This is a genomic window from Serratia sp. BW106 (genome assembly GCF_002607755.1).
Classification (GTDB): domain Bacteria; phylum Pseudomonadota; class Gammaproteobacteria; order Enterobacterales; family Enterobacteriaceae; genus Serratia; species Serratia proteamaculans.
Genome location: NZ_MCGS01000016.1, coordinates 78875 through 93822, shown reverse-complemented (window position 1 = coordinate 93822; position 14948 = coordinate 78875). Strand labels below are relative to the sequence as shown.

The following is a 14948-nucleotide window of genomic DNA, read 5'->3' as shown; positions in this document are numbered from 1 at the left end:
GCGCCCGGACCATCCGAGCGACGCTGGCCAACCTAAAGATTGACCGGATATTGAACATATCCCAGCTTCAGCAGGGTTGTCGATACCCGGCACAACTTTTTTATTTTCCGGCCTTAAACTCCCTGGCCAACAGCCCGAACTGCCAGTCATCACGCCACTGCCCCGCCAGCCGGTAGTTATCGCGCAGCGTACCTTCCAGCAGAAAGCCACAAGACTCCAGCAACCGGCGCGAAGCGATATTGCCCTCGGTCACCGTGGCAGTCAGCTTATGGAAACCACAGGCGTTAAAACCAAAATCCAGCACCGCCCGCAATGATTCCTTGCCATAGCCCTTACCTTGCGCGGACGGCAGCAAGGCGTATCCCACTTCCGCCTGTTGGTAAGGCAGCCACATCGAGCGAAAACCGGTCATGCCAGCCACTTCTCCGCTTTCTTTCTCTCGCAACACCAGGCACAACCATTGATCCAAATGCTTATCCCAGGTTGGTAAACGGGCCTCGAAACGACTGAGGATACCTTCCTCGCAGTACGGGTCGGAGATGTAACGGATCACATCAGGATCCTGATACAGGCTTAAAAACAGCGGCCAGTCGTCGGCCGTCAGCGACTCCAGGGTCAAACGCTCAGTGACCAACTTCATTGCTTTTATCTCCTAAAAACAGGAATCTCCGAAAAACGAAAATAAGGAAGTTACGAATGAAAGATATCCCTTTATTTTCCCCTATTAAATCCAGATAATCATTAACGTCAAAACAACAAAACCATAACGCCTTACCCGGTCACCTACAACCGTCCGTCGTTGCCCATCCGCAGCGCGAGGAGAACACCATGGCTTCCTTACAGATTGACGATATTCCAGGCACAATTAAAACCGTCAAACAGCAGCTCCGCCAGGCATTGCCTGATTACCGTGAGACCTTTTTGGCGCTGGAAGAAAACATCCGCCAGCAGGTTGAACAAATCCGCCGGGAACTGGCCGCCGGTCAAAGTCCGGTGCCGCAAGTCGATGCCGAAGATATCCTGCAACAACGCGTCAGCGAGCAGCAAAAAGCGCTGATCAAACAGCGCGGTGCCTGTGCCATTCGTGGCGTGTTCCCCCGCGACAAGGCCGCAGCCTGGAACCAGGAAATCGGCGACTATCTCGAGCGCAACAACTTCGTCGAACGCCTGAAAGGGGCCGCCGAAGACAATTACTTTGGCAAACTGGCCGCCAGCAAGCCGCAAATCTACGGTATTTACTGGTCCAAACCGCAGGTGGAAGCCCGTCAGGACGCCCGCATGCACGCGGTGCAGGTGTTCCTCAACAGCCTGTGGGAAACCGAGAGCAACGGCAAACAGCATTTTGACCCAACGCGCGTGGCCACCTACGCCGATCGCACCCGCCGCCGCCCACCGAACTCCTCGTCACTCGGCCTGTCGCCGCACGTAGACAGCGGCACCATTGAGCGCTGGCTGGATGAGAACTTCCGCTACGTTTACCGCCACGTGTTCTCTGGCAACTGGCAGGATTATGATCCCTTTGCCGCCGACGGGCGCACCGAAGTCCGTGAAATCGCATCACCGGCGGTGTGCTCAATGTTCCGTACCTTCCAGGGATGGACGGCACTGACGCCACAGCGCACCCACGCCGGCACGCTGAATCTGGTCCCGATTGCCAACGCCATGGCCTACGTGCTGTTGCGTGCGTTACAGGATGACGTCGCCGACGACGATTTGTGCGATGCCGCCCCGGGCCGTGCGCTGTCGATCTCCGAAAAATGGCATCCCCTTTTAATCAGTGGGATTTCCCCTATTCCTGATTTAGAACCGGGCGACACGGTTTTCTGGCATTGCGACGTGATCCACGCGGTGGAAAACGAGCATAACGGCGAGTTCGACAGCAACGTAATGTATATCGCTGCCGCGCCGGGCTGCGAGAAAAACGATGCCTATCTGCAGCGCCAACTGCCCAGCTTTATTGCCGGTAAAACCCCGCCGGATTTCGCTCCCGACGATTTCGAAGTGGATTTCATCGGCCGCGCCACGCTTGAACTGCTGACACCGCTCGGCAAGGAACAACTGGGCATCAAATAGCGCCGTTCCCCGTGGCGCACCGCCAGGCCGCCACGGGGTTCATTCGCTGTGATATACTTCTCACTTATTTCCGCCGCAGCGAGAGCCCGTCGTGCACCCTTTTTTTGAAATGCTGTTAGCGGTATTTGATCGCGCCGCGTTGATGTTGATCTGCCTGTTTTTCCTCACCCGCACCCGGTTGTTCCGCCAGTTGCTGCAAAAAGAAGACCATACGCCGCTGGAACTGGGCATGGTCACCGCCATCTTCTCGCTGTTTGCGCTGTTCAGCACCTATTCCGGCGTCAACGTTGAAGGCTCGCTGGTCAACGTGCGGGTGATCGCCATCATGGCCGGCGGTATCCTGTTCGGCCCCTGGGTGGGGATCATTACCGGTATCATCGCCGGGGTGCACCGTTATCTGATCGATATTGATGGCATTACCTCGGTTCCCTGCCTGATCACCAGCATCATTGCCGGTATCAGCGCCGGGTATATCAACCTGAAGGTGAAAAAAGAGCAGCGCTGGCGCGCCGGGATCATCGGCGGCATGCTGTGCGAATGCCTGACCATGCTGTTGATTGTGCTGTGGGCCAAGCCGACCGAACTGGGGCTGGATATTGTCTCCAAAATCGCGCTGCCGATGATCCTCGGTACGGTGTGCATCGGTCTGATTGTGCTGCTGGTGCAGAGCGTGGAAGATGAAAAAGAAGTGATCGCCGCCCGGCAGGCCAAACTGGCGCTGGATATTGCCCGCAAAACGCTGCCGTATTTCCGCAATATCAACAGTGAATCGCTGGCCACCATCTGTGACATTATTCGCCAGGACATTCAGGCCGATGCGGTGGCTATCACCGATACCCATCAGGTACTGGCCTATGTCGGCGTGGGTGAAGAGGCTTACCCGATCGGCCGTGAAGGGCTGAGCCGGGTGACCCGTGAAAGCATCCGGCACGGCAAGATCATCATCAAAAATAATCTGGAAAACCCGGCCACGCCGCAGATCCACTCGCAATTGGTGATCCCGCTGTGGGAAAAAGGCGAAGTGACCGGCGCGCTGAAAATTTACTACTGTCATGCACACCAGATCACCAATACGCTGAAGGTGATGGCAGTGGGCCTGTCGCAGATTATCTCCACCCAAATGGAGGTGTCGCGCATTGAACATCTGCGGCAGATGGCAGACAAAGCGGAAATGCGCGCTCTGCAAAGCAAGATCAACCCGCACTTCCTGTTCAACGCGCTGAATGCCATTTCGTCCTCGATCCGCATCAATCCGGACACCGCGCGCCAACTGATTATCAACCTGTCCCGCTACCTGCGTTATAACCTGGAGCTGAACGACGAGTTGATCGACATTCGCAAGGAATTGCACCAAATTCAGGATTATATCGCCATCGAGCAGGCGCGCTTCGGTGCCAAGCTGACGGTGATTTATGACATCGATGACGATATCTCGGTGCGCATCCCCAGCCTGCTGATCCAGCCGCTGGTGGAGAACGCCATCGTGCACGGCATTCAACCCTGCAAAGGCAAGGGGGTGGTGGTGATTGCGGTGAAAGATCAGGGGGACCGGGTCAGGATTTCGATCAAAGATACCGGCCACGGCATTGACCCGCAGGTCATCGAACGGGTAGCGTGCAACGAGATGCCTGGGCACAACATCGGCCTGCTGAATGTGCATCACCGGGTATCCCTGCTGTACGGCGAAGGGTTGCGCATTCGTCGCCTGGAGCCGGGCACCGAAATTGCCTTTTATATCAGCAAAAATGGCGGCAAACTGCCGGTAGAGAACAACGCACTGCCGGCCGGGAAACCCTCATGAAAGCCATCATCGTTGAAGACGAGTTCCTCGCGCAGGAAGAACTCAGCTATCTGATCAAAAAACACAGCAATATCGTCATCGAAGCCACCTTCGAAGACGGTCTGGACGTGCTGAAATACCTGCAGAACCATCAGGTCGATGCCATTTTCCTCGACATCAATATCCCGTCGCTGGATGGGGTATTACTGGCGCAGAACATCAGCAAATTCGCCCATCGCCCTTCTATTGTGTTCATCACCGCCTATAAAGAGCATGCGGTGGAAGCCTTCGAAATCGAGGCCTTTGACTACATCCTCAAGCCTTATCACGAAGCGCGTATCGTCACCATGCTGCAAAAGCTGGAGGCGCTGCATAACCGCCCCGCCAGCCTGCCGGAACAGGCCAGCGCGCCGAACCGCAGCAGCCACAGCATTAACCTGATCAAAGACGAGCGGATTATCGTTACCGACATCAACGATATTTACTATGCTGCCGCCGATGAGAAAGTGACGCGGGTGTATACCCGACGCGAAGAGTTTGTGATGCCGATGAACCTCAGCGAGTTTTACGGTCGTCTGCCTGAAGAGCATTTCTTCCGCTGCCACCGTTCCTACTGCGTCAATCTGTCAAAAATTCGCGAGATCGTACCCTGGTTCAACAACACCTATATTCTGCGGCTGAGCGATCTGGATTTTGAAGTGCCGGTCAGCCGCAGCAAGGTAAAAGAGTTTCGCAAACTGATGCGTTTATAATCGCCAGCCGTTACCAGCGTGGCCCCGGGCGATAGTAATAGCCCGGCGGCGGTGGTGGTGGCATACGGTAATGCGGGCGGTCGCGCCATTCGCGTCGTGGCGGGCCGTAATAAATCACCCGTGGTGGCGGACCATAGTAATAACCGCGTGGGCGTTCATAGCCACGGTGTTCAGACCACCAACGCGGATCGCGCCAGCGACCGCCGTCCCAATAGTGACCACGATTATCGCGATCGCCAATGTGCAATGAAAGGCCCGGTACATTGACGCCAATCGATACGTCTGCGTGGCTCACCAACGGTAGCGACAGCAGTGCGGCTAGTAACAACAGTATTTTCTTCATCTCAACGACTCCTGCAGAGCGGAACCCGTCCGTTCGCAGATAACATAGATCTGCGCCAGCCGCCGCTCTATAGGAACAATGCCCATTTACGCCTTTCACACAGATCCTTCACAATTCAACCACAATCACCGCCGGGTGATCGGCGATAAATCGCTAACATTCTTGATATAGATCACGTGGCACCCGCCGCATTTCACACCCTTTTAAGCGCAAAAACGGCAACTCATGCGCCTTCTGATGCATTTCATTCCTTCCCTTGTGCAACTCATTCCCGATCCGCCGTCCAGTGGTATTACCAGCCTTATAATAAGCCCATACCGCGGGGCCTTAGACGCTATCCGCAAATTTCCGCCAACGGCTAACGCCCGGCAATGCACACACAGGAAGGAGTCCGGCCATGAACACCAAACCGGCAAATCGCAGCTTAATCGTTCTGGGGACCATCATCTGCCAGATGGGTCTCGGTACTATCTATACCTGGAGCCTGTTCAACCAGCCGTTGGTCGATAAGTTCCACTGGGGCCTCGGCGACGTCGCCACCACCTTCTCCATCACCAGCTTCTTCCTGGCTTTCGCCACGCTGTTTGCCGGCAAACTGCAGGAACGCTTCGGTATCCGCCACCTGACGCTGTGCTCCGGTATCCTGGTGGGTCTGGGCCTGATGGCCAGCGCCTACGTCAGCTCACTGAATATGGTCTATCTGCTGGCCGGCGTAGTGGTCGGTTTCGCGGTAGGTATCGCTTACATCTCTACCCTGTCTAACCTGATCAAGTGGTTCCCGGCCAACAAAGGGCTGATCTCCGGTATCTCAGTCGGGGCTTTCGGTACCGGTAGCCTGCTGTTCAAATACGTTAACGCCGCACTGATTGCCGACGTCGGCGTGTCCTCCGCCTTCTTCTACTGGGGTGCCATTGTAATGGCGCTGATCGTGTTCGGCTCCCTGCTGTTGAAAGAACCGGTACTGGTGAACAACTCTGCACAGCAAGGCACCCACGGCCTGGGCAATGACTACAGCGTGCGCCAGATGCTGGCCACCAAAGAAGCCTACCTGCTGTTCATCATTTTCTTCGCGGCCTGTATGAGTGGCTTGTACCTGATTGGTATCGTGAAGGACATGGGCGTGCAACTGGCCGGAATGGATTTAGCTACTGCCGCCAACACCGTTTCTGCCGTCGCTATCTTCAACACTGCGGGCCGTATCATTCTGGGTACGCTGTCCGATAAAGTGGGCCGCATGCGCGTCATCAGCTTCACCATGCTGGTTACCGTACTGGCGATTGTGGCACTGAGCTTCCTTACCCTGAACCACACGCTGTTCTTCATCTGCGTCGGCGCCGTCGCCTTCTGCTTCGGTGGCAACATCACCGTGTTCCCAGCGATTGTCGGTGACTTCTTCGGCCTGAAAAACCACAGCAAAAACTACGGCATCATCTATCAGGGCTTCGGTCTGGGCGCACTGGCCGGTTCGTTTGTCGCCAAATACTTCGGCGGCTTCCATGCCACCTTCATCGTGATTGGCGTGTTGTCAGTGGCTTCTCTGATAATCACCCTGTTCATCAAGGCACCGAAGGCGGTAGCGCAGGAAGAAGAACACTTCCCGCAGACGGAGCTGGCAAAAGCCTAACTCCTCAAACGATAAAAGGGGCGCAACTTAACGGTTGCGCCCCTTTTTTATCACTGCGATTAATTACAGATGCATGCCCAGCGTTTGACGCAGATGAGCGCCGGCACCCAGCAGGCCAGGTTGCCCGTGAGTGATCATAAATACCGGAATGTCGTGCACGTAATCTTTGAAACGCCCTTTATCCTCGAACGCCGCACGGAAGCCAGAGGCTTTAAAGAACTCCATAAAGCGCGGCACTATGCCCCCGGCAATATAAACGCCGCCAAAGGTGCCCAGGCTCAGCGCCAGATTGCCGCCGAAACGTCCTAGAATGACGCAGAACAGCGACAAGGCGCGGCGACAATCAATGCAACTGTCGGCCAGTGCGCGCTCGGTGATGTCCTTTGGCTCCAGCTTTTCCGGCAGGCGCTTATCCGACTTAACGATAGCGCGGTAGAGATTGACCAACCCCGGCCCGGACAGCACACGCTCGGCAGACACATGGCCCACTTCGGCGCGTAACACCTCCAGAATGATATCTTCTTCTTCACTGTTCGGTGCGAAGTCCACATGGCCGCCCTCGCCCGGCAGGCTCACCCAGCGACGGTTAACGTGCACCAGATGCGCCACCCCCAGACCGGTACCGGCGCCATACACTGCAATCGGCTTGTCTTTCTGCGCGCTGCCACCGCCGAACTGCAACACGTCGTCTTGCGACAGCATCGGGATCGCCATCGACACGGCGGTAAAGTCGTTGATCACTTCCAGGTGGCTCAGCCCCAGGCTGGCCTTCATCTCTTTGATCGAGAACGCCCAGGTATGGTTGGTCATCGCCACCCAGTCTTCAGTGACCGGGCAGGCAATGGCAATACAGGCGTCCTGCACCTGGATATCCTGCTCGGATAAATATTGGCGGATCACCGCCTCCAGGCTGTCAAACTCCAGGCCGGAATAGGTTTTCGCCTGGGTAATTTCACCCGTCGCCACAGTGCACAACGCCAGGCGGGCATTGGTGCCGCCTACATCACCTACGAGGGCATAAGTCATCAGTATCTTCTCCGCGGAATGAATAATTGAAAGCTGCCCACACTGTAAAATCCCGCTGCAAAAACAACAATCACCATCCTTCACGCGGCCATCCATTAGCGATCCAGATCACAAAAAACGTTTCAGCCCGTCCCTTTCAGGGCGATTTGAAACAAATTGCGGCAAAAAACGCGCTACCACGGCTGTTAACCATCAACACAGAAAGGCACTATTAATCGGCTGTGGCCCCAGGCCTGGCCGGAAATTTCTTTGCGTGCCAGAGTGCTGATTGTCTGGCAAGCTGTGGTCACAATTCAATCACCCGTTCGCCCTGCCATCCGGGGCCATTAACAAGGGATCGCCGCATGTTGCACCCGCGCGCCAATGCCATGTTGGCTTTCGCTCTGCCCGCTCTCGTTATCGGTTCGGCTTCAAGCCTGGTGCTCATTCTGGTGATGAAATTCGCCGATGCACTGCAGCGGCTGCTGTGGGTGAATATTCCCGCGGTTATGAATATCGACACCCAGTCGCCCTGGTGGTTGATCGGCATTCTGACGCTGACCGGCGTCGCCGTCGGGTTAATTATCCGCTATATGCCCGGCCATGCGGGGCCAGACCCGGCAACGGAATCGCTGATCGGCATGCCTCTGCCCTTGTCGGCGGTGCCCGGTCTTGCGCTGGCACTGATCGTTGGCCTGGTGGGTGGCGTCAGCCTGGGGCCGGAAAACCCGATCACTGCCATCAATATCGCGTTGGTGGTGGCAATCGGCTCACGTCTGCTGCCGAGAGTCCCGCGAATGGACTGGATTATTCTGGCCGCAGCCGGCACCATCGGCGCACTGTTCGGCACTCCGGTCGCCGCTGCGCTGATCTTTTCACAAACGCTGGCGGGCAATAATGATGTGCCGCTGTGGGATCGGCTGTTTGCCCCGCTGATGGCAGCAGCAGCCGGTGCGGTCACCACCCAACTCTTTTTCACCCCGAACTTTACCCTGCAGCTTGATGCCTATGGCGTTACCCGGCTGACGGATATTTTCAGTGGATCCATCGTCGCGCTGATCGCCATCGCGCTGGGCATGGTGGCGCTGTGGAGTTTTCCGCATATCCATCGCCTGTTCCATTCGATCAAGAACCCAGTACTGATGCTGGGGCTGGGCGGCTTTGTGCTCGGGCTATTGGCATTAATCGGCGGCGAGGTCACCCTGTTTAAAGGGCTGGATGAAATGAAGCGGCTGGCGATCGGCGAGAATTTTTCGGTCACGGAACTGCTGCTGATCACGCTGACCAAACTGGCGGCACTGGTGATTGCTGCCGCCAGCGGTTTTCGTGGTGGGCGCATCTTCCCGGCAGTGTTTGTCGGGGTGGCGTTGGGCCTGATGCTGCATCAGCATGTTCCGGCGGTGCCGGCGGCCATTACCGTCTCCTGCGCCATTATGGGGTTGGTGCTGGTGGTCACGCGTGACGGCTGGCTCAGCCTGTTTATGGCCGTTGCGGTGGTGCCGGAGTTGCACCTGCTACCGGTGCTGTGTGTGGTGATGCTGCCCGCCTGGCTGGTGCTGGCGGGCAAGCCACTGATGCTGGTGGGTAAACTCCAACCGCCGCACGACGATTAGGCTAGCGAGTATTCTGCTGCTGCGCGCGCATGGATAGCGGTGGTGTCAAATACCGGCACTGACGCATCCTGCGCGCCAACCAGCAGACCAATTTCGGTGCAGCCGAAAATAATCCCCTGAGCGCCCTGCTGTTCCAGATTGCCGATAATACGGCGATACTCATCGCGCGACGCATCACGGATTTTCCCCAGGCACAGCTCTTCATAAATAATGCGGTGCACAATATCGCGATCGGCCGCCACCGGGGTGACCACCTCAATGCCATACTTTTCCTGCAGTCGCCCACGATAGAACTCTTGTTCCATGGTAAAACGCGTGCCGAGCAGCCCAACGCGGCGAATATCCTGCTGACGCACCTGCAACGCCGTGGCGTCGGCGATGTGGATCAGCGGTAAGCCGCTGGCCTGTTCAACCGCATCCGCTACCTTGTGCATGGTGTTGGTACAAATGACGATGGCCTGTGCCCCCGCAGCACGCAGTGAGGCCGCAGCGGCAGCCAGCAGTTGCCCCGCCCCCTGCCAATCGCCCTGATGCTGCAAGCGTTCCACCTCGTGGAAATCGACGCTGTAGAGCACGATTTTGGCCGAATGCAGGCCGCCAAGTCGCTCCTTAACCTGTTCATTGATCATGCGGTAATAAGGAATGGTCGATTCCCAGCTCATGCCGCCCAGCAGGCCCAACACTTTCATCGTTTGCTCCTCAGTCATTGCTGCAATTATCCGACATTACCTGAGAATCGCAGGGATGACGACGCCTTATTTAGCGGAGGAGTTGACTGGCTGACGCGCCTCAAACCAACGCTGACGCAGCGTATCGTACGCCCAGTTATAGAACATGGTGTACGGCAGGAAGAACAGGAAGAAGCCGATCTCCAGCATAAACGCCTGCCCCAAAGAAATGCTCAGCATCCAGGCGGCAATGGGCACGCCGATCAACACAAAACCGGCCTCAAAGCCCAGGGCATGAAACACCCGCACCTTAAGATTACGCACCACGCGGCCCACCGGCCACAGGCGGTCAAAAACGGTGTTATAAACCATGTTCCATACCATGGCGACGGTGGACAACATCACCGCCAACGCACCGACCTGTACCATCGAACGGTTCAACAACCACGCGCCCAACGGGGCGCAGACCATCACGGCAATGGCTTCGAAACCGACGGCGTGGACGATACGTTCAACGAAAGACTTGTTTTGCAGTTGCATACATCACCTGTTTTTACTGTTGTGGCTAATAAACTCAGGTGATTATCATCGATTTTTTGGGTAGATTAAAAATAGGTTCCATCGATAAAGTAGATACATCATGCGCTATTCTCCCGAAGCCCTACAGGCGTTTGTTGAGGCCGCCGCCCTCGGTTCTTTCTCTGCCGCCGCGCGCAAGCTGCGCAAAAGCCAGTCCACTGTCAGTACCGCGATCGCCAATCTGGAAGCCGATCTCGGGCTGATCCTGTTTGATCGCCAGGCGCGTCAGCCGGTTTTAACCGCCGCCGGCCACAAAGTGCTGGCCCATGTGCAGGACATTCTCACGGCCAGCGAACGACTCGACGCGCTGAGTATTCGGCTGGCGGACAATATAGAACCCCGCCTGACCATCGTTTTTTCCGATACCTACCAACCCACCCACCACGATCGCCTGATGCAGCACTTTGAACAACGCTATCAGGACATAGAGCTGGAGTGCATGATCGCCGAGGACGGCGACGTGTTGGATCTGTTGCAAAGTGGCCGTGCGCATCTGGGTATGGTGGAAGTGCAGGCCAGCTATCCACCGGATATCGGCTTTGCACGGCTGCCGGAACAGACGGAGATGGGGCTGTTCGTCACCCACTCGCACCCGCTGGCGCAGACGCCTTCCCCCACGCCGGAACAACTGTCCAGCACCCGCCAACTCTATCTGAACACCTACACCGGCGCCGGTGCGTCCCGTCCTCAGGGCCGGGTCTGGTCGGCACCCAGTTACCTGATGCTGCTGGAAATGGCCGAGCAAGGGGTCGGTTGGGCCACATTGCCGAACTGGCTGGTGCGGCAATATGGCCATGACAAATTAACCGAACTTAAGCCACGCGGATGGCCGAAGCTGATTTCAGTGGATGCGGTTTGGTCGAAACTGACCCCGCCAGGGCCGGCGGGGTATTGGTTGCTGGAACGCCTGCTGGAGAACGCGACGGATCAGGCCGCCGCGTTACGCGACTGAATGGCGCGCGAGACGGTATCCAGCAATTCGGGAATATCCATCTTTGGCAGCACCACTTCCACAAAAGCCAGTTGCGGGCTGTCGCCGACTTCTCTCAGCGCCTGGCGCAACTGTTCTGGTTCAGTAACCCGCAGCGTTTTCACCTGATGTTCGCCGGCTAACGCCTGCGGCAACTGCGTCCAGTTCCACTGGGCGATATCGTTGTAACGCTGTTGCGGGCCGTGGATAGCCCGCTCAACGGTATAACCGTCATTATTGAGCAGGAAAATCACCGGTTTCAGCCCGTCGCGCAGCATCGAGCCCAGCTCCTGCGCGGTGAGCTGTGCCGAACCGTCGCCGATCAACAGCACCACCCTACGGTCCGGCTCCGCCGTCTGGGCACCGAATGCCGCCGGCAGGGTATAACCGATAGACCCCCACAACGACTGGACGATAAACCGGCAGCCCTGCGGCAGACTAAGCGCCGCAGCACCAAAACAGGCCGTGCCCTGCTCGGCGATCACAATGTCGCCCGGCCGCAGAAAGTCCTGCATCTGTTGCCAAAAACCGTGCTGATCCAAACCACTGCCGTTCGGATCCGGTAATACCGGGCGTTTAATCGCCGGTAATTGCCATTGTTTTACCAACGTCAGCGTCAACTGGTGCAACGCAATGACCGCGTCTCGCATTGGGATCTGGCTGAAGGCTTGCTGCCCTACCCGTGCTTCAAACGGCTGAATATCAATGCATTTCTCCGCCGGCAGATGATGAGTGAAGCCCGCGGTAATGGTATCGGTAAAACGCACGCCGACGTTAATGACGACATCGGCTCCCTCAATCAGTTGCTTCACCTGCGGGTCGCTAGCCGCACCGGCATAGGTGCCGGTAAAACAGGCATGGGTTTCATCCAATACGCTCTTACCGAGCAACAGGGTTGAATGTGGCATATCAACCTCATTCATCCACTGTGCCAGCACCTTTTCAGCCCCAAAGCGTTCAGCCAGAAAATCCGCCAGCAGGGAGACCCGCTTGGCCGGCAGCAGCATTTCCCGCGCGGCGGCGATAAAGGCTTGTAGTGACACCTGAGAACAATGGGCCTGTCGCAGCATCAGCGGTGCCGGTCGGGATGCCAGCGGTGCTTCTGCCACCTCACTCGGCAACAGCAGATAAACCGGACGATGCTCAAACAACGCGATGGTCAGCAGCCGATCTATTTCTGCCTCGGCGTTGTCGGCGGTTAGGCTGGCCTGCGCGACGGTGACCTCTTTCGCCATACGGGCAAAGTGGCCGAAATCGCCATCGCCCAGAGAATGGTGCAATAAATCTCCAGCCTGCTGGGCACGTAATGTGGGGGCACCCACTACGTGGATCACCGGCAAATATTCAGCGTAGCTGCCGGCAATGCCGTTGACCGCGCTCAGTTCACCCACGCCAAAGGTGGTCAGTAAAGCGGCAGCCGGTTTACAGCGTGCATAACCATCTGCGGCATAGGCGGCATTCAGCTCGTTAGCACAGCCTACCCAGGTGATCTGCGGATGAGCGATGACATGATCGAGAAACTGCAGGTTGTAGTCCCCGGGCACGCCAAAGAAATGTCGGATACCGATCTGAGCCAAACGATCGAGTAGGTAATCGGCCACCCTATAGGTCTTATTCATGATCATCACCTGCCAACAGTTGAGATTGTCAGTATTAAGTATCGAAGATGTGGTATGAATTTCGAGCTTTGTGTTTAAAAAGGGATTGGCAACCCAGCGTTACATCGATGCACCCTTGGCAGGCATGAGGTATACCTCATAAGTTGTATTTATAACGTTATGGCGATTAAGCGTGATCGGTGACTCTGACAAAGGCTATGGAAACGCATACACTAAAATTCATTCCACCTCTGCTGAAAAGGGTTCCTATGCTCTACCAGGCTGATTCTTCACGTTATCAAAGTATGGAATACCGCCGCTGCGGCCGTAGTGGCCTGAAACTGCCGGCCATTTCACTCGGCTTGTGGCATAACTTTGGCGACACCACGCTGTATGACAATGCGCGCAAGCTGATCCACTGCGCGTTCGATCGCGGCATCACCCACTTTGATCTGGCCAACAACTATGGTCCGCCTCCCGGTTCCGCCGAAGAAAACTTCGGCCGTATTCTTAACGCGGACCTGAAGCCCTGGCGTGATGAACTGATTATCTCCTCGAAGGCCGGTTACACCATGTGGTCTGGCCCTTACGGCGACTGGGGATCGAAAAAGTATCTGGTCGCCAGCCTGGATCAAAGCCTGCAACGCATGGGGCTGGAGTACGTGGACATCTTCTACCACCATCGTCCCGATCCGGATACGCCGCTGGAAGAAACCATGGGCGCGCTGGATTTGCTGGTGCGTCAGGGCAAGGCACTGTACGTCGGGCTATCAAACTACCCGGCCGACCGTGCACGCGAAGCGTTTCGCATTCTGCAAAAACTCGGCACGCCTTGCGTGATCCATCAGCCCAAATACTCGATGTTCGAACGCTGGGTTGAACCCGAGTTACTGGATACGCTGGAAGAACACGGCGTAGGTTCCATTGCCTTCTCACCACTGGCCGGTGGTCTGCTGACCGATCGCTATCTGCACGGTATTCCACAAGATTCGCGCGCCGCCAGCGGCAGTCAGTTTCTGCAGCCCGGTCAGCTCACCGACGATAAGTTGGAAAAAGTGCGTCGACTCAATGCATTGGCGCAACAGCGTGGGCAAAAGCTGTCGCAAATGGCACTGGCCTGGGTATTACGCGGCGATCGCGTCACTTCGGTACTGATTGGTGCCAGCAAGACCAGTCAGATTGAAGACGCGGTAGGCATGCTGGCTAACCGCAGCTTCAGCGATGCCGAAATTGCCCAGATCGAACAAATATTAGTGTAATCGGTTACAATGATCGCCGGATCCCACGCCGGCGATCGTCTATCCTCGCCAGACAAATCTTAAATCAGCTGCCCCACACCGCTTTTCAGAATCTCTCTAAGATTCAACCCTAGCCCCACAGGCTAAGATGCCGCTATTGCAGGTAAAACTATAAGGCCGTTTTATAAACTGATGAACGCGCTTCATTACTTATAAAACCGGCCAACCCGCTGCGGCGGAAAGGAGAATTCATGTTTAAACCTCTGTTATTGGCCGCCCTGTTGGTGGTGTCAACGGTGCCTGTCATGCAGCAAGCCCAGGCGGACGGCCTCAGTATTGATCTGATGCCGGGCGTGTCATTACGTATCGGTGAACAAGACAACCGTGGCCGTTACTGGGACGGTTATGACTGGCGTGACCGCGACTGGTGGCAGGGCCATCAGGGCCGCTACCTGGGCGATCGCAACCGCCGGGGTTACAACTGGGACGGTTATCGCTGGCGCGACAACGACTACTGGCGCAAAAATTATTACTATCATGAAGGCCGCTATCGCAAATACGATAAGCACTACTACAAGCATCATGATAAACACCACTGGAAAGATCGACGTCATGATGACCGCGATCACCGTCACCATGGTCATGGTGACCACGACGACTGACAGCAAAAGGCCGGCATCATGCCGGCCTTTCATTTAACAGGTG

Annotated in this window: 14 protein-coding genes; 8 read left to right on the top strand and 6 right to left on the bottom strand. The window is 56.4% G+C overall.

Annotated features, from left to right (window positions below; all coding sequences use genetic code 11):
* Nucleotides 1–100: 100 nt before the first annotated feature.
* A complete protein-coding gene (locus BEI65_RS12905) occupies nt 101–640 on the bottom strand; it encodes a GNAT family N-acetyltransferase (RefSeq protein ID WP_099063682.1) in 540 nt (179 codons plus the stop codon).
* A 188-nt stretch (nt 641–828) separates the two neighbouring features.
* Between BEI65_RS12905 and BEI65_RS12900 the strand changes: the two genes are divergently transcribed.
* From BEI65_RS12900 to BEI65_RS12890, 3 genes are all read left to right on the top strand, one after another.
* Nucleotides 829–2073 (top strand): DUF1479 domain-containing protein, encoded by a 1245-nt coding sequence (locus BEI65_RS12900; protein WP_099063681.1) that lies wholly within the window; start codon nt 829–831, stop codon nt 2071–2073.
* 109 nt (nt 2074–2182) lie between these two features.
* Nucleotides 2183–3874 carry a sensor histidine kinase gene (locus tag BEI65_RS12895; protein WP_099063705.1) on the top strand — a complete coding sequence of 564 codons (1692 nt, stop codon included), beginning with the start codon at nt 2183–2185 and terminating at the stop codon, nt 3872–3874.
* Nucleotides 3871–4605 carry a LytTR family DNA-binding domain-containing protein gene (locus tag BEI65_RS12890; RefSeq protein WP_099063680.1) on the top strand — a complete coding sequence of 245 codons (735 nt, stop codon included), beginning with the start codon at nt 3871–3873 and terminating at the stop codon, nt 4603–4605. Before BEI65_RS12895 ends, BEI65_RS12890 begins: the two co-directional genes overlap by 4 nt.
* Nucleotides 4606–4615: 10 nt before the next feature.
* On the opposite strand, the gene BEI65_RS12885 is transcribed toward BEI65_RS12890, so the two are convergent.
* Nucleotides 4616–4948, bottom strand: coding sequence for a DUF2502 domain-containing protein (locus BEI65_RS12885; RefSeq protein WP_099063679.1), 333 nt, complete (start codon nt 4946–4948; stop codon nt 4616–4618).
* 397 nt (nt 4949–5345) lie between these two features.
* On the opposite strand from BEI65_RS12885, the gene BEI65_RS12880 reads away from it, so the two are divergent.
* The gene (locus tag BEI65_RS12880; RefSeq protein ID WP_099063678.1) at nt 5346–6572 is read left to right on the top strand and encodes an OFA family MFS transporter; all 1227 of its coding nucleotides are present in this window, start codon (nt 5346–5348) and stop codon (nt 6570–6572) included.
* Between the two features lie 63 nt (nt 6573–6635).
* On the opposite strand, the gene glk is transcribed toward BEI65_RS12880, so the two are convergent.
* Nucleotides 6636–7601, bottom strand: coding sequence for a glucokinase (gene glk, locus BEI65_RS12875; protein WP_099063704.1), 966 nt, complete (start codon nt 7599–7601; stop codon nt 6636–6638).
* Between the two features lie 341 nt (nt 7602–7942).
* Between glk and BEI65_RS12870 the strand changes: the two genes are divergently transcribed.
* Nucleotides 7943–9190: an ion channel protein gene (locus tag BEI65_RS12870; RefSeq protein WP_099063677.1), complete on the top strand. Its 1248-nt coding sequence runs from the start codon at nt 7943–7945 to the stop codon at nt 9188–9190.
* Here BEI65_RS12870 and BEI65_RS12865 read toward each other — a convergent pair.
* Both BEI65_RS12865 and BEI65_RS12860 read right to left on the bottom strand, forming a co-directional pair.
* Nucleotides 9187–9879, bottom strand: a complete 693-nt coding sequence (locus BEI65_RS12865; protein ID WP_099063676.1) for an aspartate/glutamate racemase family protein — start codon at nt 9877–9879, stop codon at nt 9187–9189. The two genes, BEI65_RS12870 and BEI65_RS12865, sit on opposite strands and share 4 nt — an antisense overlap.
* Before the next feature lie 66 nt (nt 9880–9945).
* Nucleotides 9946–10398, bottom strand: coding sequence for a multidrug/biocide efflux PACE transporter (locus tag BEI65_RS12860; protein ID WP_099063675.1), 453 nt, complete (start codon nt 10396–10398; stop codon nt 9946–9948).
* Between the two features lie 100 nt (nt 10399–10498).
* Between BEI65_RS12860 and BEI65_RS12855 the strand changes: the two genes are divergently transcribed.
* On the top strand, nt 10499–11389 hold the full coding sequence (locus BEI65_RS12855) for a LysR family transcriptional regulator (protein ID WP_099063674.1): 891 nt from the start codon (nt 10499–10501) through the stop codon (nt 11387–11389).
* On the opposite strand, the gene BEI65_RS12850 is transcribed toward BEI65_RS12855, so the two are convergent.
* Nucleotides 11365–13026: an alpha-keto acid decarboxylase family protein gene (locus BEI65_RS12850; protein WP_099063673.1), complete on the bottom strand. Its 1662-nt coding sequence runs from the start codon at nt 13024–13026 to the stop codon at nt 11365–11367. The genes BEI65_RS12855 and BEI65_RS12850 overlap by 25 nt on opposite strands.
* Before the next feature lie 248 nt (nt 13027–13274).
* Between BEI65_RS12850 and mgrA the strand changes: the two genes are divergently transcribed.
* On the top strand, nt 13275–14264 hold the full coding sequence (gene mgrA, locus BEI65_RS12845) for an L-glyceraldehyde 3-phosphate reductase (protein WP_099063672.1): 990 nt from the start codon (nt 13275–13277) through the stop codon (nt 14262–14264).
* A 230-nt stretch (nt 14265–14494) separates the two neighbouring features.
* Nucleotides 14495–14905 carry a DUF2502 domain-containing protein gene (locus BEI65_RS12840; RefSeq protein ID WP_099063671.1) on the top strand — a complete coding sequence of 137 codons (411 nt, stop codon included), beginning with the start codon at nt 14495–14497 and terminating at the stop codon, nt 14903–14905.
* Nucleotides 14906–14948: the final 43 nt, after the last annotated feature.

Excerpts from the sequence above, each read along its gene's own strand:
- BEI65_RS12905 (WP_099063682.1), bottom strand. The coding sequence starts at position 640 with ATGAAGTTGGTCACTGAGCGTTTGACCCTGGAGTCGCTGACGGCCGAC.
- BEI65_RS12900 (WP_099063681.1), top strand. The coding sequence starts at position 829 with ATGGCTTCCTTACAGATTGACGATATTCCAGGCACAATTAAAACCGTC.
- BEI65_RS12895 (WP_099063705.1), top strand. The coding sequence starts at position 2,183 with ATGCTGTTAGCGGTATTTGATCGCGCCGCGTTGATGTTGATCTGCCTG.
- BEI65_RS12890 (WP_099063680.1), top strand. The coding sequence starts at position 3,871 with ATGAAAGCCATCATCGTTGAAGACGAGTTCCTCGCGCAGGAAGAACTC.
- BEI65_RS12885 (WP_099063679.1), bottom strand. The coding sequence starts at position 4,948 with ATGAAGAAAATACTGTTGTTACTAGCCGCACTGCTGTCGCTACCGTTG.
- BEI65_RS12880 (WP_099063678.1), top strand. The coding sequence starts at position 5,346 with ATGAACACCAAACCGGCAAATCGCAGCTTAATCGTTCTGGGGACCATC.
- BEI65_RS12870 (WP_099063677.1), top strand. The coding sequence starts at position 7,943 with ATGTTGCACCCGCGCGCCAATGCCATGTTGGCTTTCGCTCTGCCCGCT.
- BEI65_RS12865 (WP_099063676.1), bottom strand. The coding sequence starts at position 9,879 with ATGAAAGTGTTGGGCCTGCTGGGCGGCATGAGCTGGGAATCGACCATT.
- BEI65_RS12860 (WP_099063675.1), bottom strand. The coding sequence starts at position 10,398 with ATGCAACTGCAAAACAAGTCTTTCGTTGAACGTATCGTCCACGCCGTC.
- BEI65_RS12855 (WP_099063674.1), top strand. The coding sequence starts at position 10,499 with ATGCGCTATTCTCCCGAAGCCCTACAGGCGTTTGTTGAGGCCGCCGCC.
- BEI65_RS12850 (WP_099063673.1), bottom strand. The coding sequence starts at position 13,026 with ATGAATAAGACCTATAGGGTGGCCGATTACCTACTCGATCGTTTGGCT.
- mgrA (WP_099063672.1), top strand. The coding sequence starts at position 13,275 with ATGCTCTACCAGGCTGATTCTTCACGTTATCAAAGTATGGAATACCGC.
- BEI65_RS12840 (WP_099063671.1), top strand. The coding sequence starts at position 14,495 with ATGTTTAAACCTCTGTTATTGGCCGCCCTGTTGGTGGTGTCAACGGTG.